This is a genomic window from Microbulbifer aggregans (assembly GCF_001750105.1).
GTDB classification, from domain to species: Bacteria; Pseudomonadota; Gammaproteobacteria; order Pseudomonadales; family Cellvibrionaceae; genus Microbulbifer; species Microbulbifer aggregans.
The window spans coordinates 592,514-615,814 of sequence record NZ_CP014143.1; the positions used below are offsets into that span (position 1 = coordinate 592,514).

General features: G+C 58.0%; 21 protein-coding genes. 14 read left to right on the plus strand and 7 right to left on the minus strand.

Annotation, left to right across the window (positions count from 1 at the left end; all coding sequences use genetic code 11):
- Window positions 1–21 precede the first annotated feature (21 nt).
- Window positions 22–1,848, minus strand: a complete 1,827-nt coding sequence (locus AUP74_RS02555) for an ABC transporter transmembrane domain-containing protein (RefSeq protein WP_069946184.1) — start codon at window positions 1,846–1,848, stop codon at window positions 22–24.
- Between the two features lie 228 nt (window positions 1,849–2,076).
- On the opposite strand from AUP74_RS02555, the gene AUP74_RS16960 reads away from it, so the two are divergent.
- Together AUP74_RS16960 and AUP74_RS02565 are read left to right on the plus strand one after the other, a co-directional pair.
- Entirely contained in the window at window positions 2,077–2,538 is a 462-nt protein-coding gene (locus tag AUP74_RS16960; RefSeq protein ID WP_145924292.1) for a GFA family protein, read from the plus strand.
- A gap of 54 nt (window positions 2,539–2,592) precedes the next feature.
- On the plus strand, window positions 2,593–3,063 hold the full coding sequence (locus AUP74_RS02565) for a DUF6942 family protein (protein ID WP_069946186.1): 471 nt from the start codon (window positions 2,593–2,595) through the stop codon (window positions 3,061–3,063).
- A gap of 38 nt (window positions 3,064–3,101) precedes the next feature.
- Here the strand turns inward: AUP74_RS02565 and AUP74_RS02570 are convergent, their stop codons facing one another.
- A complete protein-coding gene (locus AUP74_RS02570; RefSeq protein ID WP_069946187.1) occupies window positions 3,102–3,518 on the minus strand; it encodes a VOC family protein in 417 nt (138 codons plus the stop codon).
- 148 nt (window positions 3,519–3,666) lie between these two features.
- Between AUP74_RS02570 and AUP74_RS02575 the strand changes: the two genes are divergently transcribed.
- The gene (locus AUP74_RS02575) at window positions 3,667–4,872 is read left to right on the plus strand and encodes an APC family permease (protein WP_069946188.1); all 1,206 of its coding nucleotides are present in this window, start codon (window positions 3,667–3,669) and stop codon (window positions 4,870–4,872) included.
- A 17-nt stretch (window positions 4,873–4,889) separates the two neighbouring features.
- Here AUP74_RS02575 and AUP74_RS02580 read toward each other — a convergent pair whose 3' ends face one another.
- Window positions 4,890–5,579 (minus strand): glutathione S-transferase, encoded by a 690-nt coding sequence (locus AUP74_RS02580; protein WP_069946189.1) that lies wholly within the window; start codon window positions 5,577–5,579, stop codon window positions 4,890–4,892.
- Between the two features lie 319 nt (window positions 5,580–5,898).
- Between AUP74_RS02580 and AUP74_RS02585 the strand changes: the two genes are divergently transcribed.
- The 6 genes from AUP74_RS02585 to AUP74_RS02610 all read left to right on the plus strand — a co-directional run bounded on the left by AUP74_RS02585 (window position 5,899) and on the right by AUP74_RS02610 (window position 11,618).
- On the plus strand, window positions 5,899–6,171 hold the full coding sequence (locus tag AUP74_RS02585) for a DUF4242 domain-containing protein (protein WP_069946190.1): 273 nt from the start codon (window positions 5,899–5,901) through the stop codon (window positions 6,169–6,171).
- Between the two features lie 311 nt (window positions 6,172–6,482).
- Window positions 6,483–6,692, plus strand: coding sequence for a cold-shock protein (locus AUP74_RS02590; RefSeq protein ID WP_069946191.1), 210 nt, complete (start codon window positions 6,483–6,485; stop codon window positions 6,690–6,692).
- A gap of 477 nt (window positions 6,693–7,169) precedes the next feature.
- Window positions 7,170–7,955 (plus strand): outer membrane protein OmpK, encoded by a 786-nt coding sequence (locus tag AUP74_RS02595; RefSeq protein ID WP_226999872.1) that lies wholly within the window; start codon window positions 7,170–7,172, stop codon window positions 7,953–7,955.
- A gap of 28 nt (window positions 7,956–7,983) precedes the next feature.
- Window positions 7,984–9,327, plus strand: coding sequence for an NCS2 family permease (locus AUP74_RS02600; RefSeq protein ID WP_193427350.1), 1,344 nt, complete (start codon window positions 7,984–7,986; stop codon window positions 9,325–9,327).
- A gap of 23 nt (window positions 9,328–9,350) precedes the next feature.
- Window positions 9,351–9,914 carry a phosphoribosyltransferase gene (locus AUP74_RS02605; RefSeq protein WP_069948665.1) on the plus strand — a complete coding sequence of 188 codons (564 nt, stop codon included), beginning with the start codon at window positions 9,351–9,353 and terminating at the stop codon, window positions 9,912–9,914.
- 216 nt (window positions 9,915–10,130) lie between these two features.
- Window positions 10,131–11,618, plus strand: coding sequence for a serine/threonine-protein kinase (locus tag AUP74_RS02610; RefSeq protein WP_069946192.1), 1,488 nt, complete (start codon window positions 10,131–10,133; stop codon window positions 11,616–11,618).
- Between the two features lie 125 nt (window positions 11,619–11,743).
- On the opposite strand, the gene AUP74_RS02615 is transcribed toward AUP74_RS02610, so the two are convergent.
- The 3 genes from AUP74_RS02615 to AUP74_RS02625 form a co-directional block, all read right to left on the minus strand.
- The gene (locus AUP74_RS02615; protein ID WP_069946193.1) at window positions 11,744–12,880 is read right to left on the minus strand and encodes a DmpA family aminopeptidase; all 1,137 of its coding nucleotides are present in this window, start codon (window positions 12,878–12,880) and stop codon (window positions 11,744–11,746) included.
- Window positions 12,881–12,917: 37 nt separating this feature from the next.
- A complete protein-coding gene (locus tag AUP74_RS02620; protein ID WP_069946194.1) occupies window positions 12,918–14,117 on the minus strand; it encodes an MFS transporter in 1,200 nt (399 codons plus the stop codon).
- Window positions 14,118–14,192: 75 nt separating this feature from the next.
- Window positions 14,193–16,376, minus strand: coding sequence for a TonB-dependent receptor (locus AUP74_RS02625; RefSeq protein ID WP_069946195.1), 2,184 nt, complete (start codon window positions 16,374–16,376; stop codon window positions 14,193–14,195).
- Between the two features lie 262 nt (window positions 16,377–16,638).
- Between AUP74_RS02625 and qhpR the strand changes: the two genes are divergently transcribed.
- Window positions 16,639–17,682: an AraC-like transcriptional regulator QhpR gene (gene qhpR / locus AUP74_RS02630; protein ID WP_069946196.1), complete on the plus strand. Its 1,044-nt coding sequence runs from the start codon at window positions 16,639–16,641 to the stop codon at window positions 17,680–17,682.
- A gap of 16 nt (window positions 17,683–17,698) precedes the next feature.
- On the opposite strand, the gene AUP74_RS02635 is transcribed toward qhpR, so the two are convergent.
- Window positions 17,699–18,622: a LysR family transcriptional regulator gene (locus AUP74_RS02635; RefSeq protein WP_069946197.1), complete on the minus strand. Its 924-nt coding sequence runs from the start codon at window positions 18,620–18,622 to the stop codon at window positions 17,699–17,701.
- Between the two features lie 132 nt (window positions 18,623–18,754).
- Between AUP74_RS02635 and aptA the strand changes: the two genes are divergently transcribed.
- The 4 genes from aptA to AUP74_RS02655 all read left to right on the plus strand — a co-directional run bounded on the left by aptA (window position 18,755) and on the right by AUP74_RS02655 (window position 22,656).
- Window positions 18,755–20,095, plus strand: a complete 1,341-nt coding sequence (aptA, locus tag AUP74_RS02640; protein ID WP_069946198.1) for an omega-aminotransferase AptA — start codon at window positions 18,755–18,757, stop codon at window positions 20,093–20,095.
- Between the two features lie 85 nt (window positions 20,096–20,180).
- The gene (locus AUP74_RS02645; protein ID WP_069946199.1) at window positions 20,181–21,674 is read left to right on the plus strand and encodes a CoA-acylating methylmalonate-semialdehyde dehydrogenase; all 1,494 of its coding nucleotides are present in this window, start codon (window positions 20,181–20,183) and stop codon (window positions 21,672–21,674) included.
- A 96-nt stretch (window positions 21,675–21,770) separates the two neighbouring features.
- A complete protein-coding gene (locus tag AUP74_RS02650) occupies window positions 21,771–22,223 on the plus strand; it encodes a protein tyrosine phosphatase family protein (RefSeq protein ID WP_069946200.1) in 453 nt (150 codons plus the stop codon).
- On the plus strand, window positions 22,216–22,656 hold the full coding sequence (locus AUP74_RS02655) for a GNAT family N-acetyltransferase (RefSeq protein ID WP_069946201.1): 441 nt from the start codon (window positions 22,216–22,218) through the stop codon (window positions 22,654–22,656). The genes AUP74_RS02650 and AUP74_RS02655 overlap by 8 nt, the downstream gene beginning before the upstream one ends.
- Window positions 22,657–23,301 lie beyond the last annotated feature (645 nt).

The window sequence follows — 23,301 nt, forward strand, 5'->3', positions numbered from 1 at the left end:
ACCTACTGATACAGGCAACCCCTAAACCGCAGCTTCCTGAAATTGCAGCTCAGCCAAACGCTTGTACAGGGGCGAAATTTCGATCAGCTCTTGGTGGCTGCCCTGTGCAACTAACTGCCCCTGATCCAGCACCGCAATACTGTCTGCATGTAGAACTGTCGCCAGCCGATGGGCAATCATGATTGTTGTGCGCCCCTTCATGAGCGTTTCCAGTGCCTTCTGCACGTGGTGTTCGCTCTCGGCATCCAGTGCACTTGTCGCTTCATCCAGCAGCAGAATTTTTGGGTCTTTCAGGATCGCGCGCGCGATGGCCAGCCGCTGCTTCTGTCCGCCGGACAGGCGGGCACCCTGCTCGCCCAAATGGCTATCGTAGCCATCCGGTAGTTGCTGGATAAACGCATGGGCATGCGCGGCCCTGGCTGCAGCAATCACTTCCTCATCGGTGGCATCGGGCCGGCCGTAGCGAATGTTGTACCAGACATCCGCGGTAAACAGGGCCGGCTGCTGTGGCACGACAGCCAGCTGCCGCCGCAGTGTGCCGGTATCTATCTCGCGGATATCCAACCCATCCAATGTAATTCGCCCGCCCTGCGGATCGTAAAAGCGCTGCAATAGTTCCAGCAGTGTGGACTTGCCCGCGCCTGAAGGCCCGACCAGGGCCAGGCTCTTACCCGCCTCCACCACCAGGCTAAGCCCCTTGATTGCGGCGTGGTCTGGTCGCGAGGGATAGCTGAACTCTACGGCCTCAAAGGTGACTTCGGCTTTGGCATTGCGGAGCATGTTTTCGGATACAGGTTCCCCCGCACTCACGGGAATATCCGCCTCCACATTGAGCAGGTCCACCAGCCGCTCGGTGGCGCCGGTCGCCCGTTGCAGCTCACTGTAGACTTCGGAAATGGTGGCCACCGCGGAACCCATGAGCATGGCGTAGAAGACGAACGCGGCCAGATCTCCGGCACTCATGCGTCCGGCAATCATGTCGTTACCACCCACCCACAGCAAGCCACTGACCGCGCCGAACATCAGCAGTATCACGGAGGTGATCAGCAGGGAGCGCTGGCGGATACGCCGCTTAGCGACCCGGAATGCGGTTTCCACTTCCCGACCAAAGGCCCGCATCTCATGATTCTCGCGGGTATAGCTCTGTACGGTCTTGATATGCTGGATGATCTCACCGGCGTAGCTGCCCACATCGGCAATCGAGTCCTGGCTGGCCCTGGCCAGCTTCCGCACCCGGCGGCCGTAGAGCACGATGGGGAGCAGTACCAGCGGCACGCCCACCAACACCATCAGGCTCAGTTTGAGATTGGTGAACAGCAGCAGAACCAGGGCACCGACAAACATCAGCGCACTGCGCAGCGCCATGGAAAAGGAGGTACCAATGATGTGCTGCAACAGGGTGGTATCAGTGGTGAGTCGGGACATGATCTCGCCACTGCGGTTGGTCTCGAAAAAGCTGGGGTGTAGCGTCACGATATGGTCGAACACCGCCTTACGCAGATCCGCAACCACCCGCTCCCCCAACCAGGACACCAGAAAATGACGCGCGTAGGTGCCCACCGCCATCAGCAGAGCGAGGGCCATCAGCACCAGTACCGCATTAGCCAGCGCCGCGCTGGAACCGGCCATGAAACCGCGATCAACCAGGATTCTGATGCCCTGACCAATGGACAGGGTGATGCCCGCCGTAAATACCAGCGCCACCCCTGCTGCGAAGAGCACCATCTTGTAAGGACGAATAAACTGCCACAGCTGAGCCATCATCTCGGCAAAGCTCATCGAGGATGAGCCCTGGGCTGTCGGCTGTTCGATTGGCGTACCCATGGTGGGGTCTGCGCTGTTTGACATACCTTCCTACTATTTAGTGCGTGCGGTAAGTCCGTGGCGCCTGCTACGGACTATGCGGAATCACGAGCTCCCAAGCCATTAGCGCCGGTATTGACTTTGGCCGCTGGCAGGGGATCAATGGGTCAGTACAAGGTGATGTTAACCGCTGGCGGAGTCAAACGCCGATCAGGCCATACAGCCCCGGTACTCCATGACTGAATTCAGAAAACTCCTGAGGGGAGGTAGATAGTGAAGCCATTGCTCGGCGGCTGCGCCTGCGGTCAAGTGCGGTATCAGTGTTCGGAAAACCCCCTGGTCCAGTTTATCTGTCACTGCCGTGATTGCCAGCACAGCAGTGGCAGCGCATTTATGGCGTTTGTCTTCGTGCCCCGGGACAGGCTTACCTACCTCTCCGGCGACTTGCATTATTACGATGTCGAAGCGAACAGCGGCCGTGCGTTACGACGACAGTTCTGCAGGGCGTGCGGGTCACCCATATCGGCATACTGGCCGGGCGCGCCGATGGTGGAGCTGCTGACCGTGGCCAGCCTCGACGACCAGAGCATCTTCTCCCCGACCCACGAACTGTGGATGTCCCGTGCCGAAAGCTGGCATCCCGTGCACCCAGGTACCACCAAGTTGCCGGAAGGGCCCGACGAGGAACTGGTGCGCGGGCCCGTGCGCGCTTACTTCGCCGCACGCGAGAGCTGATATAGCCGACGCTGACGAAACTCGTGAGGTTTAAAGTGAACGGTGAATAAAGAAATGACTTCTACTGACTTTCTGGGTGCCGCCAACCCGCGGCTAGTGCTGTACCTGCCTCACCGCCCGAATAACTTGGCAGATCTCGTAGAGGCCCCCAGCAGCCAGGCACTGATCGCGGCCAATTCCAACCACTGGCGCAAGATTGTCACCCTGCTGGCCAAGGTCGCGAGCCCGGTTGCCGACGACTGGCGTACATTCAGGGATGAATCCCTTTTCCAACAGACCGCACTCTACTTTGCCCCCGGACTTACCAACACCGCGGACTGGCACTGGATCGGCGGCAAGGACAACCTGCAGCGCTTTGGCAACCTGGATGATGGTGCCCACCCGCTGGTCGATTGCCCCAGTGTTTGCATCGATCCAGACAAGAAACTGTTACTGACGCCTTACCCGGACTACCGTCAGCTGAGCAATGATGTGGTAAATCATATCCGCACGGCACTCGACCAATACGGATTTTATCCTCGCTGAAAAGCGTCATCGATACGATCTGCTTCTACAGCCGCCCTCTACCTGAACATCAGTTCCGGATTCACCATCGACTTCATCTCCAGTACGTTGCCGTTGGGGTCTTTGATGAAAAAGGTTTCCTGTTCGTATTCATCGCCCACGAAACGCCGATAGGGTTTGTCGAGATACTCGAGGCCGGCAGCCTCAATGCGCTGCTTCAGTGCCTGCAGCTCTTCATCCGGCAGGTGAATCCCAAAATGAGGGACTGCTACCGCGCCCATATCCACCTCGTGGCGCACATTTGGCAGCTGCTCTTCACTCTGGTGCAAGGTCAGCTCATTGCCCCAGAAGTCGATATCCACCCAGCGCCCCGGCTCACCGTTGCCGGTTTTACAGCCCAGAATATCGCAATAGAACGTCTTGGCTTTTTCCAGATCCCCGGCGGGTATCGCGAGGTGCAGGCATTTGGATTTCATAGGTGCTCCATTGATTTATTATTCTTGAAGTCGTTCTGACCCCGACAAGCCTTGACGCTATATTCATTGACAATAGATAGAGCGATTCCGGTAGAGAACGTAGCAAAATATCGCCACTCGCCCAACCGCTTATTCTTCGAGGAATAGGGTGCCAAAACCAGTTCGCCTGAAACGATCGCTCTCGCTTGCCGTTATCAGCTTCTATGGCATCGGCACAATTATCGGTGCCGGGATCTACGTACTGATCGGCAAGGTGGGAGCGGTTGCGGGCCATGCCTTACCCAATGCCTTCCTGCTGGCAGGCATGATTGCTGCATTGACTGCCCTCTCCTACGCAGAACTATCCTCGCGATTCCCGATCAGCGCCGGCTCCGCGGCCTATATCTGGAAGGCATGGGGGCTTCGCTGGCCGGCACAGCTGGTCGGGATCCTGGTAGCGCTTACAGGCATTGTTTCGGCAGCCACCATTGCCAATGGCTTCACCGGCTATCTAAGCCTGTTTGTCGAAATTCCGGATTTTCTCGCTATCACACTGTTGGTTGCGCTGCTGACAGTGATTGCCCTGTGGGGCATCAACGAGTCCGCCCTGACGGTGACACTGGTAACGCTGATTGAAGTCGGCGGTTTGCTGTTTGTGATTGCGGTCAGTCGCGGGGCTCCCGCTGCCAATGAGTGGGAGCAGATTTTTGCACCGCCGGAATGGAACGCCCTCCCGTCGCTGGTCGTCGGCAGCTTTCTGGCTTTCTATGCCTTTATCGGTTTTGAGGACATGGTCAACACCGCGGAGGAGGTAAAGAATCCGCGCCAATCCCTACCGCGAGCGATCCTCATTGCGATCACCGTCTCCACCGTTCTCTACATGAGTGTGGCCGCACTGGCGGTGCGCACACTGCCTGTACAGGAACTGGCACACAGTGAAGCGCCACTGGCCAGCATGGTGGTCAATGCCGGGCAGTCTCCGGTGTTTATCGGCGTGATCAGCCTGTTTGCGGTGGTGAATGGAGCTCTGGTGCAGATCATCATGGCCTCACGCTTGCTGTATGGCATGGCCATAAAGGAGATGGCGCCGCAAGTCTTTGCGCGAGTCAACATCAGAACCCAGACACCGGTACTCGCCACACTACTGATCGGAGCCATGATCCTGGTTTTTGCCTTATGGCTGCCGCTCACCACGCTGGCCAAAATTACCAGTTTTATCATGCTGCTGATTTTCTGCCTGGTGAATGCGGCCCTGCTGACCATCAAGCATCGTCGGGAGGCTGTCGCGCACAATGTGATCAGTTACCCGGCCTGGATACCGGCGGCGGGCTTGTTGACCTGTCTGGCACTGATGGGGTTCGCGCTGGCCGGCTGATGATCTGTATGAACCAGCTATCCGATCATCTTGCGCAGCGAACGTTCGATCTGCCCACCGCAATAGCCCCTGCCGTACTCTTCGCGTTGCTTGATCAGGAAGCTCTTAATTGCGGGACGAGCCTCGATTCGCTGGCAAAGCTCGGCAATATGCGGCGCAGTCTGCTGCAGGTCATCTTCGAACTCAGGAAATGAATACACCAGTGTGCCGAACAGGGCAGTGGTGGCAATATCTGCTACCGATATTTGGCTGCCAAGTAGGTATCCCTCTCCCCCCTTCAGGCCATGGTCCAGGCCGGTTTTCTCGAAGATCTGCATCCACTGGGGTAGGCGGCTGTGGCGAAAGCTTTCCCAGTCGTTTTTCTGCCACATCACCTGGCCATTCCAGTTGGTGATTTCCACCAGTATGTCGTTGCAGTCCAGGATCGTTTTCAGAGCCAGCGTATGTGTTTCAGCGCGCTTGGGCAGGTAATCGTACTCTCGGCCAAGGTGCATGAGGCAGGCGGGCATCTGGGCGTAATAAGTTTTGCTCTTGCACTCATAGAGGTAGGGCGGGGCCATACTGGGGTTGTGAAGCTTGAGGCTGCGGTCCGGGTAGATTTCCGTGGCCTCGTGTCGCTCGTACTGTGCGCCCGCCTCTTCCAGCATCAACTGGATAAAGTTGCCACGAAAAGGTAAGTCCCAGTAGTACAATTTGTAATCCAGCATGATCGTCGCGCGGGCACCCTCGATAGGCGGTATGGGAAAGGCCAGTCCGGCGCTTTCACCTTACACCAGACTGAAGTCGAAGCTTAGCAAACCCCGTGGTCAGGATGCGCTCCCGGAATAAACTCTCTCTTTAAATCAGGCAGGCTGAATAAAACGCCAACTTTTTGATGAAGCCGCTCTTTGGCGCTTTACTGACTCGCCCGGCTTGGCCTGCATGTCTATATTGGTGCCTTGCTAACCAGTATGCGCTTGGAGTGCTTGCTCGGCATCAAGCGTGCTTTGTAGTACCACAGCCCCGCAAATAATAAGGAGATTGAGCATGCCCAAGTTTGTGATTGAAAGAGAAATTCCCGGTGCAGGTAACCTGACGGCGGAGGACCTTAAGGGTATCTCGCAGAAATCCTGCGGCGTACTGCAGGAGCTGGGACCGTCTGTACAATGGGTACAGAGTTTCGTTACCGAGAACAAGGTTTACTGCCTTTACATTGCCCCCGACAAGGAAGCCGTCCTCAAGCATGCCGAACTGGGCGGCTTCCCGGCGAATGTGGTCTCGGAGGTAACCAGCGTAATCGACCCGGTGACTGCAGAGTAGTAGCGCAGTGCTGAGCTGGAGCCCACCAGTTTCTCGGCAGGCTCTGGCATCCCTCCCCAGTCTGCACCCGTCCCGCCTTTTCCATACCGCCAGTACGTCTCGGCAACCTGGGTGCACAATATATAGACAACCGGCTGTTTTACCTATAAAGTGGGCACCTGCTAGAAAGAAAGCCTTTTATTTACGATCTACATTACGCCGGATTACTTGTAAGACCCGTCCTGCAGTTTCTAAGTTTCAGTCTGAATTTCCAAGCAACACCCCGCCTCTCGTAGGCATAAGACTTTTATTTCAGTTTCAGGATTTTATTCATGTCTAATACAGTGACAGGAACCGTAAAGTGGTTCGACGAATCTAAAGGCTTCGGTTTTATCGCGCAGCAGTCCGGCCCGGACGTATTCGCACACTTCAGCGAAATTGTAAGCTCTGGCTTTAAGACTCTGGCCGAAGGCCAGAACGTTGAGTTTACTGTGACTCAAGGTAAAAAGGGCCCTCAGGCTTCTAATATCGTAGTGGTGTAAGCCCCTACGATTCTTAAAAAGGCAGGCCCACAGGGCCTGCCTTTTTTTATTGTTGAGTGCCGTAAAACTGGCGCCACCGCATTTGTGGTATCCGACCACTTCTCACCAGACGTCGCCCCCCGCACAGCCCGCTCAGCTCCGCTGATTCCCGGGTCTCCAGTGCAAATCCCCTCCCCTTTTTACCCACATCCACTGACCTCCTCTCAACTGGTCTGCAATGGGAATGCCGTAGATTAACGTTCTGCAGGCAGGGTGTTTATTCGACTTCTGAAGCACAAAATTCCCAAGCTCCCAACCTCGTTGGCACATCGCTGTTCAGACCGCGCTCATCGCCGCTAGTCAGTGGAAATAAAGTGGAAAAAAAGTCACCAATCCGGTAAATTCCGCGCTCACTTTTTAACCAGCCGCAGGTTTACCCAGCCTGTAGCCCCCGCGGGGCCTGCCCTGCGACCCCATTTGCTGTCACTGAGGTACCCCGTGAACCTGCCCAAGACTCTGCTTTTTGTGGCCGCTGGCCTGGCATCCCTGACCGCCCGCGCTGAGATGCTGTGGAATGACAACAGCCTGAGCCTGCTCCATGGGGACGACTACAAGGTCCATTACAGCCTGGATACCGATGATTCCAGCCGCACCGTGATGACCTATGAGCACGTCAGTGGCCACAACTGGGGTGACCTGTTCATGTTCGCCGACTACCTGACCTCTGATGCAGGTTCCGACGAGTTGTACACAGAAGTCTCCCCGCGTCTGAGCTTTGGGAAACTGAGCGGTCGCGACCTGTCTTTTGGGCCGGTCAAAGACGTGCTGGCTGCAGGAACCCTCGAGATCGGTAACTTCGACGACCCGGACAACCTGACAGCCACCGGCCCCCATTTCATGAACAAGCTGGCGGGCGTCGGTTTTGACCTCGCGGTTCCGGGCTTCAGCTTCTTCCAGGCCAACGTCTACCATCGTGACAACGACGACAAGGCCGACAATGAACAGCTAACCCTGGCCTGGGGGCTGCCCTTCGTCCTCGGTGGTGAGAGCTTCCTCTACGACGGTTTCCTCGACTGGGCCAGTGCTTCAGCCGATGCACACCCGAGCCTGAACTTCACTTCCCAGCTGAAGTGGGATCTCGGTGCCCGCTGGGGCCAGCCGAAGGCGCTGTATGCCGGTCTTGAATACGTGCACTGGAACGACAAATTCGGCATCAAGGACGGTACCTTTGGTATCGATTCCAATGAGCGCAACGTGAACCTGCTGGTCAAGTACCACTTCTGATCTCCGCTTACTGCAACTGGGCAAGACTATGACTGACATCCGCACTCAGGCAGCAGCCAGCTCCTCCGTTACGCAGCCGTCCCTGCTGGAGCGCCTTTTCAAGCTGTCAGAACGGGAAACGACCGTTCGCCGGGAAGTGATCGCCGGTGTGACCACCTTCCTGACCATGGCCTATATCATCTTCGTGAACCCGAACATCATGGCTGCGGCCGGGATGGACAAGGGTGCAGTATTCACCGCCACCTGCCTGGCGGCGACGATCGGCTGCCTGATCATGGGGCTCTATGCGAACTATCCTTTCGCACTGGCACCGGGTATGGGCCTGAACGCCTTCTTCAGCTTTGTGGTCGTGGGCGAGATGGGATACAGCTGGCAGGTAGCCCTGGGCGCGGTGTTTATTTCCGGCGTGGTGTTCCTGCTACTCAGTATCTTCAAAGTGCGCCAATGGATTATCGACAGTATTCCCATGTCGCTGCGGCAGGCACTGGCGGCGGGTGTGGGCCTGTTCCTGGCCATTATCGCCCTGAAAAGTGCCGGCATCGTGACCGCCAGCCCCGCCACCCTGGTGACCCTGGGTGACCTCACTTCCAGCGATGCCATCCTCGCTGCACTGGGCTTCTTCGTGATCTCAGCACTGGCCTACCGGCGTATGCTGGGTGCGGTCATGATCGGGATTCTCGTTGTGACCGTGATTGCCCTGGCAATGGGCAAGGTAGAATATGCGGGCATCCTGTCTGCACCGCCGAGCATGGCCCCGACCTTCCTGCAGCTGGATATTGCCGGCGCCTTTGAAGTGGGCATGATCAGCGTGATCTTCGCCTTCCTGTTCGTGGACCTGTTTGACACGGCCGGTACCCTGCTGAGTACTGCCGACCGCGCCAAACTGCTGGATGAGAAAGGCCAGCTGCCGGGCATGGGCAAAGCGCTGATGGCCGACAGCTCCGCCTCTGCGGTGGGTTCTCTGCTGGGCTCCTCCACTACCACTACTTATGTAGAGAGCACCGCGGGTGTTGCCGCCGGTGGCCGCACCGGCCTCACCGCCGTCGTGTGTGCCGGCCTGTTTCTGCTCGCCCTGTTCTTCTCACCGCTGGTGGGTATGGTTCCCGCCTATGCGACCGCCGGTGCACTGCTCTATGTCGCGGTACTGATGACCTCCGGCCTGTCGTCCATCGACTGGGACGACATCACCGAAGCGGCACCTGCGGTGGTGGCTGCGGTGATGATGCCGCTGTCCTTTTCCATCGCCAACGGTATTGCGCTGGGCTTTATCGCCTATGCCGTAATCAAGACCCTGAGCGGGCGCAGCAAAGATGTCAGTATCAGCGTTTACCTGCTGGCTGCACTCTTCATTGCCAAATTCATGTTTTTCTGAGGACTTCCCTGATGAGTGCCAACGTGAACAAGTACTTTATTAGCGCGCAGCAGCTCCTGGCGGACTCCTATGCGCTGGCAGAGCAAGTCTTCCAGAGCGGCTTTCGCCCCAACTATATCGTCGGCGTCTGGCGTGGCGGTGCACCGGTGGGTATCGCAGTGCAGGAGCTGCTGCATGTAATGGGCGTGGATGCGGACCATATCGCCATCCGCACCTCTTCCTACAGCGGCATCGGCCAGCGCGACAAACACGTGCGCGTACACGGCCTTACCTACCTGATCAAGCGCCTGGAATCCCACGACAACCTGCTGATCGTCGACGATGTGCACGATTCCGGTCTCAGCATCGACCAGACCATCAGGGACCTGCACAAGGCGTGTAAGAAAAACACCCCGGAAATCCGCGTGGCCACGCCCTACTACAAGCCGGAGAACAACAAGACCGAGCGCGAGCCGCACTACTTCCTGCACAAGACCAGCGAGTGGCTGGTCTTCCCGCACGAGATCGATGGCCTGTCCCGTGAGGAAATCCTCACCCACAAGCCCGAGCTGGCGCCCTATATCGACCGGATTGCTACCGCGGTCTGATCTGTTGCTCCTGCGGGGCGGCGCAATGCCGTCTCGCACTGGCCCACTCCGGCTGTCTTCAAGCGCAACGCGCTTCGCCTTCCAACAAGCCTGACTGATCAGGTTTATCTCCCCTCAGTTGAGCGCTATCCTTGCGACTTTCAGGAATTGAGAGTGGTCACCCGTCACTGAATACCGGGTGGGCAACTCCAACTGGGACAGGCTCTCAAGGCGCTTATGGATCATTCCAAACTCCGTATCCCCGGTTACACCATCCACGGCCAGATAGGTCACGGTGGTATGGCCTCGGTCTACCTGGCCACCCAGGAGTCATTGAACCGAAAAGTAGCCATCAAGGTTTTGCGCAAAAGTTCCGATGAATCGCTCAATGCCCGCTTCATCAAAGAAGCGCACTTTATCGCCAGCCTGGCGAACCCGCACATCATCACCATTCACGATATCTCGACACTGACCAGTGGCGATTACTACATTGCCATGGAACTGCTTGATGGTGGCGACCTGACCAACAATCTGGATCGCTTTCAGGAACCCGACGCGATTCTGCGATTGATCCAGCAGATTGCCGAGGGGCTGGCTGTGGTGCATGACAAAGGCATCATCCACCGCGATGTGAAGCCTGCCAACATCTTGTTTCGCAACGATGGAGCTGCGGTCCTGACGGACTTCGGTATCGCCAAGGATGTCGATAACAACTCGGATCTGACACAAGCCGGATTCAGCCTCGGCAGCCCTTCTTACAGCAGCCCGGAACAGGCTCAGGGACAACCCATCGATATCACCACCGATATCTACAGCCTGGGCGTTATTCTGCTGGAACTATTGCTGGGCTATAACCCGTTCAAGGGCGACAGCCACACCTCCACCGCCATCAACCATATCCAGCAACCTGTACCAGTGCTGCCGGCCGAGCTGAACTATCTGTCGGCATTGCTCGACCGTATGCTTGCGAAACAACCCGGCGATCGGTTCCAATCCTGCCGGGAACTGGCTGAGGCCATTGAGCCCCTGCTGAGGCCGGAAGCAAAAGTCCCCAGAGAAAAACCTCTTGCACCGATTGCAACCCGGCTTGGCACAGTCCAACTTGCCGGCAAGTCTTATCCACTGCTCCTGCCTGCCGTCGCCGTCATTGTCGCCATACTGCTATTCTCGGCCCTGACCTACGAGAGCGAGACAGATCGGCAAATCCGCCAGCTGCTCGAGCAGGCGGAACTGAGCATGGACGAAGGCCGCTATGTTTTTCCCGAGCACGACAATGCCCGCTATTACTATCGCCAGGTCTTATTACTGGATACCGATAACAGCTCAGCGACTGATGGACTCGAAACCGTCACTCAGAAGCTGATTGAGAGCTACGTCACTCGCGGCGCTGAAGCCATGGAGGAAGGCCGCCTGAACCGCCCTAAGGGAAACAATGCCCTGCACTATTACCGCAAGGCATTGGCACTGGACGGTGAGAACCCGCAGGCTCTTGCGGGAATGGAACAACTGGCTGCGGAATTTGCCCGCCGCGGCAGGGCCGGCCTGCTGGAAGGCGACCTGAAGCGGGCAGATTACAATGTCACTCGCGGCCTGCGAATCAGTCCTGAGGATGAAGAACTCCTGGCACTGCGCGCACAGATCGACCAGAAAACGCCGACCACCAAGAAAGTGCTTCGCAATGTGCTGGGAAAAATTCGCAAGACGATCGATGGGCGACCAGAATAGCCGGACATTCGAGGATCAGGTGGATGTAGAAATGGAGGGTGGAGAAGAAGGGGAATATAAGCGCGAGCAGATCGCACAACCTTCCCCTATTTTCTGAAAAGCGCGTTTAGCAACTAAGCCGTTTATTATAGCTCCAACCGGTTGTATTCCCGCATCAGCTCCTGCAGCATCTTAGTATCGATCGCCTCCAGTACGTGTCCGGCCGGTTTGATGGTGGGAACAGACTCCGCCGCCACCATCGCATTCAACACAGACTCTTCCACCGCCTGCACCGCCGCCTCATGGATCAGATCACAGTGGGCGTCGTTGACCATCTCCAGATTGAAGCTTGCCGGTTGCTCTGCACCCAGTGCCGGCATGTGAATATCGTTGGCAGTAGAGAAGGCCAGCATGATGTCGCCGGAGAAGTGACCCCCGTAACTGCCGGTGCGGCCGATGCCAATGGCACCGCGCTTGGCCAGACGCTGCAGCTGGATCGGCAGCATCGGAATATCGGTGGCGATGATCGCAATAATGGAACCGGTCTCGTGACCAATGGTACCGGTAACCAACGCATTCTCGGTCATGTGCTGGCCGATCGGCACACCGCACACCTTGAACTCCGGGCGCAGACCGAAGTTCGACTGCACAAATGCCGCCACCGTATATTGTTTGCCGCAGATGTTCACAATACGCGAGCTTGTGCCGGAGCCGCCCTTGAATTCGTATGTCTGCATACCCGCACCGCCGCCCACATTGCCCTCGGCCACCGGACCAGTCTTCGCGCTATGCAGGGCGCTCAGCACATGCTCTTCTTTCAGCCGCTGGCCACAGATATCGTTCAGTACACCATCGTAGGTCTCGGCAATGACCGGCATCGCCCAGGAGTGATAATCGCGGAAGTACTCGCGGTACTGGTCGATCATCCACGCGGTGGTCGCGTGATGGGCCATCCCCACGGAATGGGTGTTGGTGATACAGATCGGGCTGATGAAATAGCCTGCGTCCTGGATCCAGTGGGAACCGGTCAGTTCACCGTTGCCATTCAGGTCGTACTGCCCTGCCCAGATCGGGTTCGGCTGCTGCTGGCGGCCACGCGGCAGAATTGCAGTGACACCGGTGTAGGTCTGGGTGGGAGGGTTCTGGGTAAGACCCGACTGGTCGATCAACGTGTGATAGCCCACTTCCACGCCGGGCACATCGGTAATCGTATTCCAGCGCCCGGGAGTGCCTTCCAGCGGCAATCCCAGCTCACGTGCTCTCGGCTTGACTGCTTGATTCATAAAACTCACCTGCTGATTTTTTCTTGTTTTGCTGTTGTTATTCAGTACAGAGCGCGGGACTCATATGCGTGCTGCGCTGGCGCAGACTGGCGAACACAAATAGCGCAAGACTGGCCACGACGCCGGCTGCAGAGAGCACGTACACAGCCCTGAAATCCGCATTGCCGACAAAGGCCGCCGCCAGCGCGGGCCCTGCGGCCGCACCCAGGCCGTGGAATGCCGGCGCTACGGCCACTCCGCGACCGCTCTTATCTGCGGCGTTAACCGCGGCATACTGGAATGCGAGCGAAAAATTCCAGCCAAAGTTATACAGCGCCAGCGCCATCAGGTAGCCGGTGGGTGTCATGGCAATGACCAGTACAACAATGGAGGCCACAGTGATGAGCGCGCCCAACGCCAGTGGCAGCAGGCGCCCGAAGCGCGCCCCGCACCAGGAAGCCAGCAGCGCGCCGGGCACACCGAAAGACACCCCCACCGCCAGGCTGATGCCGATGTGCGCGGCGTCAAAGCCAGCTGCGGCGCCAATGCGCTCGATAAAGGTCCAGAAAACGCCGACATTCAGGAAAAACAAGAAGCAGCCGGCGAGGGTCAGCAGCACCAGCGGGTTGCGCACCACCGTGAAGACAGCCTGCTGCGACGACTGCGAACCCTGATCAGGCAGCCAGAACAGGAGCAGGAGCGCCACGCCATCCATCGCCACCAGTGTGAGTAGCACCGGCTCCAGGCCATAGTCCGCCACCGGACTCGACAGCGCCAGCATGCCCACCACCTGGAAGGTCACCTGCGCCGCGATCGAGTAACCGAAACAGCGGTCGGCATTGCGGTTGTCGGACAGGGCCGTCAGCGCCACGGAATACACGGCACCAGCGCCGAGACCGGCGAGGAACTGCAATACTGCAAACAGCGCAAAGCTCTCCACCAGCAGCGAGCCGATATGCGCCACCAGCATAGTGCTGATGCCCAGATACCCGGCAAGACGCCAGTTGACCCGGCGCACCCACACGACTGCGAGTAATGAGCTGATGGCGGAGCCACTCATCGCCGCGGTGGACAATACCCCCAGCTGGGACTCGCTCAGGGAGAGTTCCACAGCCACCGCACCAATCAGCAGCGGCAGGATCAGGAAGGCCCCCATGGCGATCATACTGACCACCACGGCCGCCATCACGGCACTGGCGCGGTCGGGGTGGGCTCCGGCGGAAACCGGTAGCGCGGAGAAAGAGTTCTGGTCGTACATCTTGGTTCCAGATTCTGGCATCGGGTCCGGCAGCCGGACCCGATGCGGAAGATAAAGGTTATCCGATCATATCGCTTAGAAGCGGTAAGTCGCATCAAACCCCAGCGTGCGCGGCTCGCCGTAAAGGTTCATCTGGCCGGTGGTACCCGGGAAGAACAGCGGCGTCAGCGGGTATTTCCACAGCAGTGAGTTGTACTCCTCATCCAGCAGGTTCTTCGCCCATACGTAGGCGGAGAAGGCACCATCAGCAGACTCGTAGCCCATGCGGCCATTTAGCAGTGCACGCGCCTCGACGTAGGTGTCGGGGTCATTCAGTGCGTCATTGAAATAGCCATCGCGCTTGCTCCAGTCGGCGCGGAACACCAGCGAGGCGCCACTGGCCAGCGGGTAGTCGTAGTTCGCATAGGCGGAAGCAGTCCAATCGGACACCAGCTGCAGGGCATTGCCGTCACAGCTCACTGCCGGGCCATTGCAGCCCTCATAAGAACTGTACTCGTGGTCGAGGAGGCCCAGGCTCATGCCCAGCTCCAGGCTATCGGTCGGCAGCCAGGTCACATCCAGCTCGAGACCGTTGATCACCGACTCACCGGCATTGGTGGTGGTAAAGCCGAGACCCAGTAATTGACCCACCTGCATATCGTCGTAGTCGGTTCGGAACACCGCCGCATCCACTTTCAGGGTGCGGTCGAGGAGCATGCCCTTCACACCCGCCTCATAGGAAATGGCGGATTCCGGGCCAAAGGAAAACAGGGACGGGTCGGCAAAGTCGATGATGTCAGTCTGGAAGCCGCCACTCTTCACGCCGGTGCGCACAGAACCGTACAGGTTGACGGCGTCATTCAGCGCGTAGGACAGGCTCAGGTCACCGGAAACGGCGCCATCCTTTTGCCCCGGAGCGAAGTTCACGATCGGAAAGCCGAAGCCGACGGTATCGAGCTGGGAATAATCCGCGCGTTTCTCTTCCTCGGTGTAACGCAGGCCGACGCTGGCTCGCAGGGCATCGGTAAGGTAAACGTTGGCGGTACTGAATACGGCCCACGATTCGGTCAGCACATCGGCACTGTTGATGATGCCGAGCCCTTCCACGGGATATGGCACTACCGAGCCGAGACGATCAGCATTCACTTCCTGGTCCAGGTAGTAGAAGCCTACCAGGTAGTCGTACTGGTCGTTCGCCGGTGAGGCCAACTGGAACTCCTGACTGAAGGTCTCGGAGTTGTCCTGGAAGTAGGCGTAACTCAGGGTTTCCGGGCCCATGTCGTCATCGACACGCAGTTCGAAATCTGCATAGCGCTGGGCGGTGATGGAGGTAAAGGTAAAGCCAGATTCCATATCCCACACGGCTCTCATACTGGCTCCGCCAGACTCGATGGCCTCGCTGTTGGGATCATTGGCATTCACTGTAAAAGGATCGTCCTGATACCAGCCGGGAATAAACGCATTCACGCCCGGCTCCGCCACCTGGCCGAACAGCGTGCGATTTTCCTGTTCGAGGAAATCCGCCGACAGAGTCACCTCAAGCGCATCGCTCGGTGTCCAGTAGAGCGCACCGCGACCACCTTGGCGGTTGTCGTTCATGTAGTCTTTGCCATCGTAAAGGTTGTCGATGTAACCATCACGCTGAAACGAGAAGGCACTCATCTTGCCGGCAAGCACCCCGTCGACCAGCCGTCCGGCGATCCGGGCCTGCAGATCCTGACGGTTGTAATTGCCGAGGCTCGCCTTCACCTCGCCTTCGAGTTCTTCCCCGGGCTCCCTGGTGGTGATGTTGATAGCACCGGCAATAGTATTGCGACCGAACAACGAGCCTTGCGGGCCGCGCAATACCTCTACCTGCTGAATGTCGTTGAGCGGAAAATTGAACGATGCCGGGCGGCCGGCGTAGACACCGTCAATGTAAACCCCCATACCGCTCTCCTGACCGGCATTGCGCGTCACGCTGACGATACCGCGCATGCCCCAGGAGTTCAGGGAATTGCCGTTGGGGTCCAGCGCCAGGTTCGGCACGCCACCGACCAGGTCGCTCATGGCAGTCGCACCCTTGGCGGCAATAGCGTTCTCACCGATGGCGGTAATGGCGATAGGAATATCCGTGGAACTCTCTTCGCGCTTGCGCGCTGTGACCGTGACCTCTTCAATGCCCGCGCGTATTTCCTGCGCCAGCGGCTGGAGGGAGAAGCCTGCGCTGGCCGCGACCATAGCGGTCAGCATAGTCGCCTTACAGGCGGTGAAAGATTTGCACTCTCGGTCGTGTTTCATGAATGATTCCCTGCTTATCGTTGTTATCGGTGTTCGGTAAATTCTGTATTCTTATGCGCTTTCCGGTGTCCGCGGCGGGAATACCTCAAAGGGCCTGCGACACTGCTTTCCGCAGCCTACTGCAGGCAATCGCGGGCGCCATAGGCACTGGACGCCAGATATTGGCACCCACGGCAGTGACCGCAATGACAGGCAGAGTCGCATGCGAGGCCAAAAGCCTAGGCCCTAATCGACAGCGAATTTCTATGACGAACTACAGCGCATGACCCGTAAAGCAATCGGCATCTATTCGGCACAAATCAGTAGCAACTACGCGCTGGCACTGCTCGACTATATGCGCGAGCGGGCAGTCGATACGGATGCGTTCCTTCGGGAACTAAAGCTCAGCGAGGCGGATCTCGGCGGCGAGCATGGCCAAATGCCGATGGCGACCTTCCTGATGCTGATGGAGGAGGCAGCCAAGTATCTGGGTGACCCCAATCTTGGTCTGCACTACTACGAGGGGATGGATTTCCGCCGCCATGGTGTGTTCGGCTATGCCTTGCTGAATAGCAAAAACCTTGGCGACGCTCTGGCACTGGGCAACCGCTACTACTGCTTGTTCCAGCAGGACACCGAGATGCGCCTGGAACGCTACGGCGACCGCGTCTCTCTCACCTATATCATCACGGCCAAGAACTTGCCCCATAGCCGCCAGGATGCAGAAATGACCACCATGTCACTGATGTCGCTGGTGCGGCAGATGGTGGACCCCAACTGGCGACCGGACGAGGTGCACTTCAAGCACGACGCACCCGCAGACCTGAGCGAACACAAACGGCTGCTGTGCGACAAACTGGAATTCAACGCCCCTTACAACCGCCTGTACTTCGCCGCTGATATCCTGGACGTCCCGTTCCAGAATGCGGACCCGCAGCTGAACCTGTCCCTGACTTCCACTCTCAACCAGTTGCTGGAGCTGCGACAGCTGCCGTCGGAAAATGACTGGCTGAAGAGCATCCAAGACCACATCATCGATGCTCTCAGCGAGGGCGTGCCCCCCATCGAGGAAATTGCCGAACGGCTGCACATGAGCCAGCGCACCCTGCAGCGCAAACTCTCGCAACAGGATCTGACCTACAAGGAACTGGTGGAATACGTGCGCCGCGAACTGGCGATCAATCACCTCAAGGCCTCAGACATCGCGGTTCAGGACATTGCATTTCTGCTCGGGTATTCGGACTTGAGTACCTTTAACCGTGCGTTCAAGCGCTGGACCGGCGAAACTCCGCTGGAATTTCGCAGCAATCGCCGTCCACGAACCTAAGGCAACCGCTCAGCATTTATCGGTGAGCCTCCTGCAAGCAATCCCAAAGAGTCTTCACAATCCGCGACGGCTTGGGCGATACCCGCTGGATCGCCACAAAATCACACTGGTATTGATAGCGCTGCGGACAGATCGCACGGATTTCCCCTTTTTTCACAAAGCTCTCCGCATAGTGATCCGGCAGGTAGCCAATGTAGCGGCCTGACTGCAGGCAGTGCACGATGGCCTCCTGATCGTTGACGGTGATATCCCGCTCCAGCCCCAGCTTGTTGCCCACTTCCATATTCGGTGAGTGGTAGCCGAGTCCGGCATATTTGCATTCTCTGATGGCATCATCGTCGATAGAGATATCCGCAGTGCCGAACAGCGGGTGGCGGTAGCCACAGTAGAGGTACATCTGCTCGTAGAAAAGATGCTGGTAGTCGAGGCTGGGGGAGGCCCGATGGGTGGGAATCACCCCGAGCTGGAAGCGCCCTTCCATCACTCCGCGCTCGATCTCGTTGATGGGCTCGATATGGATATCCAGGCTCACTTCCGGTGCCAGGTCATCGAACCTGCGCAGGGCCTCCCCGATATGAGCGGCGGGGTTGGTGACCATCTTGTCGAACAGGGCGATGGAAATATGGCCGGTCATACGCTTGTGTACATCGGCCACCTCGCCGCGAAACGTCTCCAGGGAGGCGAGCAGCTTCAAGGTCGCCTGGTAGATCTGCCGCCCCTCCTCGGTCAGGGCAAAACCGGCGCGGCCGCGCCGACACAGGGTCACCCCGAGGCGCACCTCCAGATCCTTGATATGGCGACTGATGGTCGAACGCCCCACATTCAGCTCCAGCTCGGCAGCCGAAAAGCCCCCGGCCTCCGCGACGGCACGGAAGACCCGCAGCAGCCGCAGGTCGATATCACTCAGCTGGCCCAGCAAGGCGGCCTGTTTGCGTCCCATCAGTCACCCCTGAAAAGATAGTTTCATCAATATGAAACCAAACGTCGATAAATTGCAATTTATGCAACATTAAAGCTCACCTAAAGTCACTGCCATTCCACAGTCATACCGAGTGTTTCCGGGAGAATAAGAATGAGTGACAAGTTCGCCGGGCTGACCCAGGCACAGCTGGACGCCCACTGGATGGCCTACACGGGCAACCGCCAGTTCAAAAAGGACCCGCGCATCATCACTGGTGCCGATGGCTGCTACTACACCAGCGCCGATGGCCGCCGCATCTTCGATGGCCTGTCCGGCCTGTGGACCTGCGGCGCGGGGCACAACCGCGCAGAAATTGCCGATGCAGTTAGCGAACAGCTGCGCACCCTCGACTACTCGCCCGCGTTCCAGTTTGGCCACCCCAAGGCCTTTGAACTGGCCGAGCGTATCACCCAGTTCATGCCGGAAGGGCTGAATCGGGTGTTCTTCACCGGCTCTGGCTCCGAATCTGCCGAGACCTCACTGAAGATCGCCCGCGCTTACTGGCGCAAAAAAGGCATGCCCACCAAGACCAAGCTGATCGGCCGCGCCAAGGGCTACCACGGCGTGAACTTCGGCGGTATCAGCGTCGGCGGTATCGGTGCCAACCGCGCCCTGTACGGTACTGCGGTGGATGCCGACCACCTGGCCCACACTGTGCTGCCAGAGAACAAGTTCAGTAAAGGCATGCCGGAGGAAGGCGCACACCTGGCAGACGAACTGCTGGAGCTGATCGCCCTGCACGATGCCTCCAACATCGCCGCCGTGATCGTCGAGCCCATGGCTGGCTCCGCCGGTGTACTGCCGCCGCCCAAGGGCTACCTGAAGCGCCTGCGCGAGATCTGTGACCAGCACAACATCCTGCTGATCTTCGACGAGGTGATCACCGCGTTCGGCCGCATGGGTGCCGCCACCGGTGCCGAGGCCTTCGGTGTAACACCGGATATCCTCAACACCGCCAAGCAGCTGACCAATGGCGCTGTGCCCATGGGTGCGGTGATCGCCAAGCAGGAGATCTATGACACCTTCATGGAACAGGGTGGCCACGACTACCTGCTGGAACTGCCCCACGGTTACACCTACTCCGCCCATCCGGTAGCCTGTGCCGCGGCACTGGCCTCCCTGGATATCCTCGAAAAAGAGAGCCTGTTCAGCCGCGCCGGCGAACTGGCCACCGTGCTCGAGGAGCGCGTACACCAGCTCAAGGGCCTGCCACTGGTCACCGATATCCGCAACTGCGGCGTGGCCGCAGGCCTCACCATCGAAGCCGCACCGGGCGAGCCGCTGCTGCGCCCCTATCAGATCGCCATGAAGATGTGGGAGAAAGGCTTCTATGTGCGTTACGGTGGCGACACCGTGCAGCTCGGTATGCCGTTTGTGGCCGAGCCGGAGGAAATCGATCGACTGGTAAGCGCGCTGGGCGACTGTATCAAGCTGGTGGCCGACAGCCAGTAGCCATCCATGATGAGTCCCGGTCTTGGCCGGGATCACAACACAAATTAAGAATTCCGAAAGATTAAAAATAGAGAGAGGTTCTTCCATGAAGATTGTGGGCCATTACATCAACGGCCAGGTCTCCGAGGCCGCCGAACGTACCCAGGACGTATTCAATCCGGCTACCGGCGAAGCGACCAAGCAGGTCGCCATCGCTGCCAAGGAAACCGTCGAAGAAGCCATCGCCGCAGCACAAGCCGCTTTCCCGGCCTGGCGCAACACACCACCGGCCAAGCGCGCCAAGGTGATGTTCAAGTTCAAACAGCTGCTCGAGGAAAACGCGGAACAGATCTGCGCGATGATCGGCGAGGAGCACGGCAAGATTTCCCACGACGCCATGGGTGAACTGACCCGCGGTATCGAGAACGTGGATTTCGCCTGTTACGCACCACAGATGCTGAAAGGCGAGCACAGCCGCAATGTGGGCCCCAACATCGATTCCTGGAGTGAAATGCAGCCGCTGGGCGTCGTGGCTGGTATCACTCCGTTCAACTTCCCGGCCATGGTACCCCTGTGGATGTTCCCGCTGGCTATCGTGTGCGGTAACACCTTCGTGCTGAAACCGTCCGAGCGCGATCCGTCCGCCGCTATTTACCTGGCCCAGCTGCTGCAGGAAGCCGGTCTGCCGGATGGCGTACTGAACGTAGTCAACGGCGATAAGGTGGCCGTAGACACCCTGCTGACTGCTCCGGAAGTCCAGGCGGTCAGCTTTGTCGGCTCCACGCCGATTGCAGAGTACGTGTACTCCACCGCCAGCGCGCACGGCAAACGCTGCCAGGCACTCGGCGGTGCCAAGAACCACGCCATCATCATGCCCGATGCCGACATCGACAATGCCGTGGCTGCACTGACCGGTGCCGCCTTCGGTTCCTCCGGCGAGCGCTGTATGGCTCTGTCTGTTGCCGTCTGCGTGGGTGACGAAGCCGCCGATACCTTTATCGAGAAGATGAGCGGCGAAATGCAGAAGCTGAAGGTCGGCGCCTATACCGACAGCAGCAACGATTTCGGCCCGGTGATTACCGAAGCGCACATGAACAAGGTGAACGGCTACATCGCCAGCGCCGAGGAACAGGGCGCGACCATCGTGGTGGACGGCCGCGATCCGCAAGTGAAGGGCTATGAGAATGGCTTCTTTGTCGGTGGCACCCTGATCGACAATGTGAAGCAGGGCATGACCTGCTACGAAGAGGAAATCTTCGGCCCGGTACTGCTGGTAGTGCGCGCCAAAAGCATGGAAGAAGCCATGCAGATGATCAACGATCACGAGTACGGCAACGGCACCTGCATCTTCACCCGTGACGGCGAGGCTGCGCGTTACTTCAGCGACAACATCCTCGTCGGTATGGTGGGCATCAACGTACCGCTGCCGGTGCCGGTTGCCTACCACAGCTTCGGTGGCTGGAAACGCTCCCTGTTTGGTTGCCTGAGTGCTTACGGTCCGGACGGTGTGCGTTTCTACACCAACCGCAAGACCATCACCCAGCGCTGGCCGTCCAGCGGCGTGCGCGAAGGTGCGCAGTTCTCCTTCCCGAGCAACTGATCCCTGCACTGGGCTAGGCTTCCCCGGATTTTCCGGGGGAGCCCGACCCAACTACGGGTGATAGACTGAACCGAACGGAACTCGGTGCCCAAGCCAATGGATGTCAGAAATTTTCTCCAGCTATCCGAGTGCATCGCCACGTCGGGGCAACCAACAGAGCACGACTTCGCCACCATTGCCGACTTCGGTTACACGGCAGTCATCAATCTTGCCATGAGCAGTTCCGTACACGCGCTGCGCGAAGAAGGCGATATTGTCAGTGACTTAGGGATGACCTACGCCCATCTCCCGGTTCCGTTCGATCGCCCCACGGCACAACACTTCACTCTCTTTGCCTCCTTGATGCAGGAACTTTCCCAAGCGAAAGTCTGGGTGCACTGCGCGCTGAACATGCGCGTCTCCGCTTTTATGTACCTATACAACCGCATCTATCGCCATCAAAGAGCGGATGAAGCCGCTGCAATGCTGCATAGAGTCTGGCAGCCAGATCCAGTCTGGAGTTCATTCATTACGGAAACACTCAACACTCATGGCCTAAGCAATGTCTGAACAACTTGAAGCAAGACTTGTCGGCACCGAGCAGGAGCTGAACGAAGCTGGCCGAGTGCTGCTGCAGTTACGCACGGGGTTCGAGCTCGAGGAATTACTCCAGCAGGTGCGGGAACAACAGCAGGAAGGTTACCAGCTGGCAATCGCAGTGCTGGATGAACAGGTGATCGGCGTGGCGGGTTTCGCCATCAACCGCAAGCTCGCCTGGGGAAAGCACATCTATGTGGATGATCTGGTGACGCATGCCGACCACCGCTCCACGGGAGCCGGCAAGGCATTGATGAACTGGCTGAGGGCTTACGGCCGGGAACAGGGCTGTGAGCAGTTACACCTGGATTCCGGCGTGCAGCGCTTCGGTGCGCATCGCTTCTATTTGCGGGAAGGCTTCGATATCAACAGCCACCACTTTGCGATCGGCGACCTCTCCCTATAAAGCGGCGATATGGTTTTGCCACTGAAATACCGACATATCGATCCGGGTTGTGGCGATATTGCACATTCAAACTATCCAGGCATTTTTTAAGGAAGAGTCAAACATGTGGTGACCTGTCCATCACACTGTGCGAATATTCCTCTCTATAAATCCTCTATAAAATTTTTATCCCTCACTAGGTCTCCATGCGGCTCACACCTATTATTCTTACTCTGTCACTGTCAGGCTGTGCTACATATAATCCCGCTATTGATTTCACGCGTCACGACTTGAGCGAGGAAGAGCAGGAAAAAACCTTCAGCCAGGACAAATCCGATTGCGTGACTGCCGCATTATCTGTTTTTGAAGAAAATCCTGTTTATGGGGTCTATGCAGAGCCCTACTCAGGACATGACGGTGGCTACTACTCAGTGCGCGCGAGCAAACCAGACCTAAACCGCCCCATGCAGAATGCGGAAGCGGAGGCCTTGTACGATGTGAAAGCTAGCCGGGATAAACTTTACACACAGTGTATGGAAACACGGGGCTGGACCCAGACAAGCCCTTAGGCTAAATGCAAAAATGAGAGCCCCCAGAATCTCCCTTTCCATCAGTGACTTCTCGCAGTCCTAATTGAAGGCCAAGGTAATCTCCGTTGGGTTCGGA

Excerpts from the sequence above, each read along its gene's own strand:
- AUP74_RS02555 (WP_069946184.1), bottom strand. The coding sequence starts at position 1,848 with ATGTCAAACAGCGCAGACCCCACCATGGGTACGCCAATCGAACAGCCG.
- AUP74_RS02565 (WP_069946186.1), top strand. The coding sequence starts at position 2,593 with ATGACTTCTACTGACTTTCTGGGTGCCGCCAACCCGCGGCTAGTGCTG.
- AUP74_RS02570 (WP_069946187.1), bottom strand. The coding sequence starts at position 3,518 with ATGAAATCCAAATGCCTGCACCTCGCGATACCCGCCGGGGATCTGGAA.
- AUP74_RS02580 (WP_069946189.1), bottom strand. The coding sequence starts at position 5,579 with ATGCTGGATTACAAATTGTACTACTGGGACTTACCTTTTCGTGGCAAC.
- AUP74_RS02585 (WP_069946190.1), top strand. The coding sequence starts at position 5,899 with ATGCCCAAGTTTGTGATTGAAAGAGAAATTCCCGGTGCAGGTAACCTG.
- AUP74_RS02590 (WP_069946191.1), top strand. The coding sequence starts at position 6,483 with ATGTCTAATACAGTGACAGGAACCGTAAAGTGGTTCGACGAATCTAAA.
- AUP74_RS02600 (WP_193427350.1), top strand. The coding sequence starts at position 7,984 with ATGACTGACATCCGCACTCAGGCAGCAGCCAGCTCCTCCGTTACGCAG.
- AUP74_RS02610 (WP_069946192.1), top strand. The coding sequence starts at position 10,131 with ATGGATCATTCCAAACTCCGTATCCCCGGTTACACCATCCACGGCCAG.
- AUP74_RS02615 (WP_069946193.1), bottom strand. The coding sequence starts at position 12,880 with ATGAATCAAGCAGTCAAGCCGAGAGCACGTGAGCTGGGATTGCCGCTG.
- AUP74_RS02620 (WP_069946194.1), bottom strand. The coding sequence starts at position 14,117 with ATGTACGACCAGAACTCTTTCTCCGCGCTACCGGTTTCCGCCGGAGCC.
- AUP74_RS02625 (WP_069946195.1), bottom strand. The coding sequence starts at position 16,376 with ATGAAACACGACCGAGAGTGCAAATCTTTCACCGCCTGTAAGGCGACT.
- qhpR (WP_069946196.1), top strand. The coding sequence starts at position 16,639 with ATGACCCGTAAAGCAATCGGCATCTATTCGGCACAAATCAGTAGCAAC.
- AUP74_RS02635 (WP_069946197.1), bottom strand. The coding sequence starts at position 18,622 with ATGGGACGCAAACAGGCCGCCTTGCTGGGCCAGCTGAGTGATATCGAC.
- aptA (WP_069946198.1), top strand. The coding sequence starts at position 18,755 with ATGAGTGACAAGTTCGCCGGGCTGACCCAGGCACAGCTGGACGCCCAC.
- AUP74_RS02645 (WP_069946199.1), top strand. The coding sequence starts at position 20,181 with ATGAAGATTGTGGGCCATTACATCAACGGCCAGGTCTCCGAGGCCGCC.
- AUP74_RS02650 (WP_069946200.1), top strand. The coding sequence starts at position 21,771 with ATGGATGTCAGAAATTTTCTCCAGCTATCCGAGTGCATCGCCACGTCG.
- AUP74_RS02655 (WP_069946201.1), top strand. The coding sequence starts at position 22,216 with ATGTCTGAACAACTTGAAGCAAGACTTGTCGGCACCGAGCAGGAGCTG.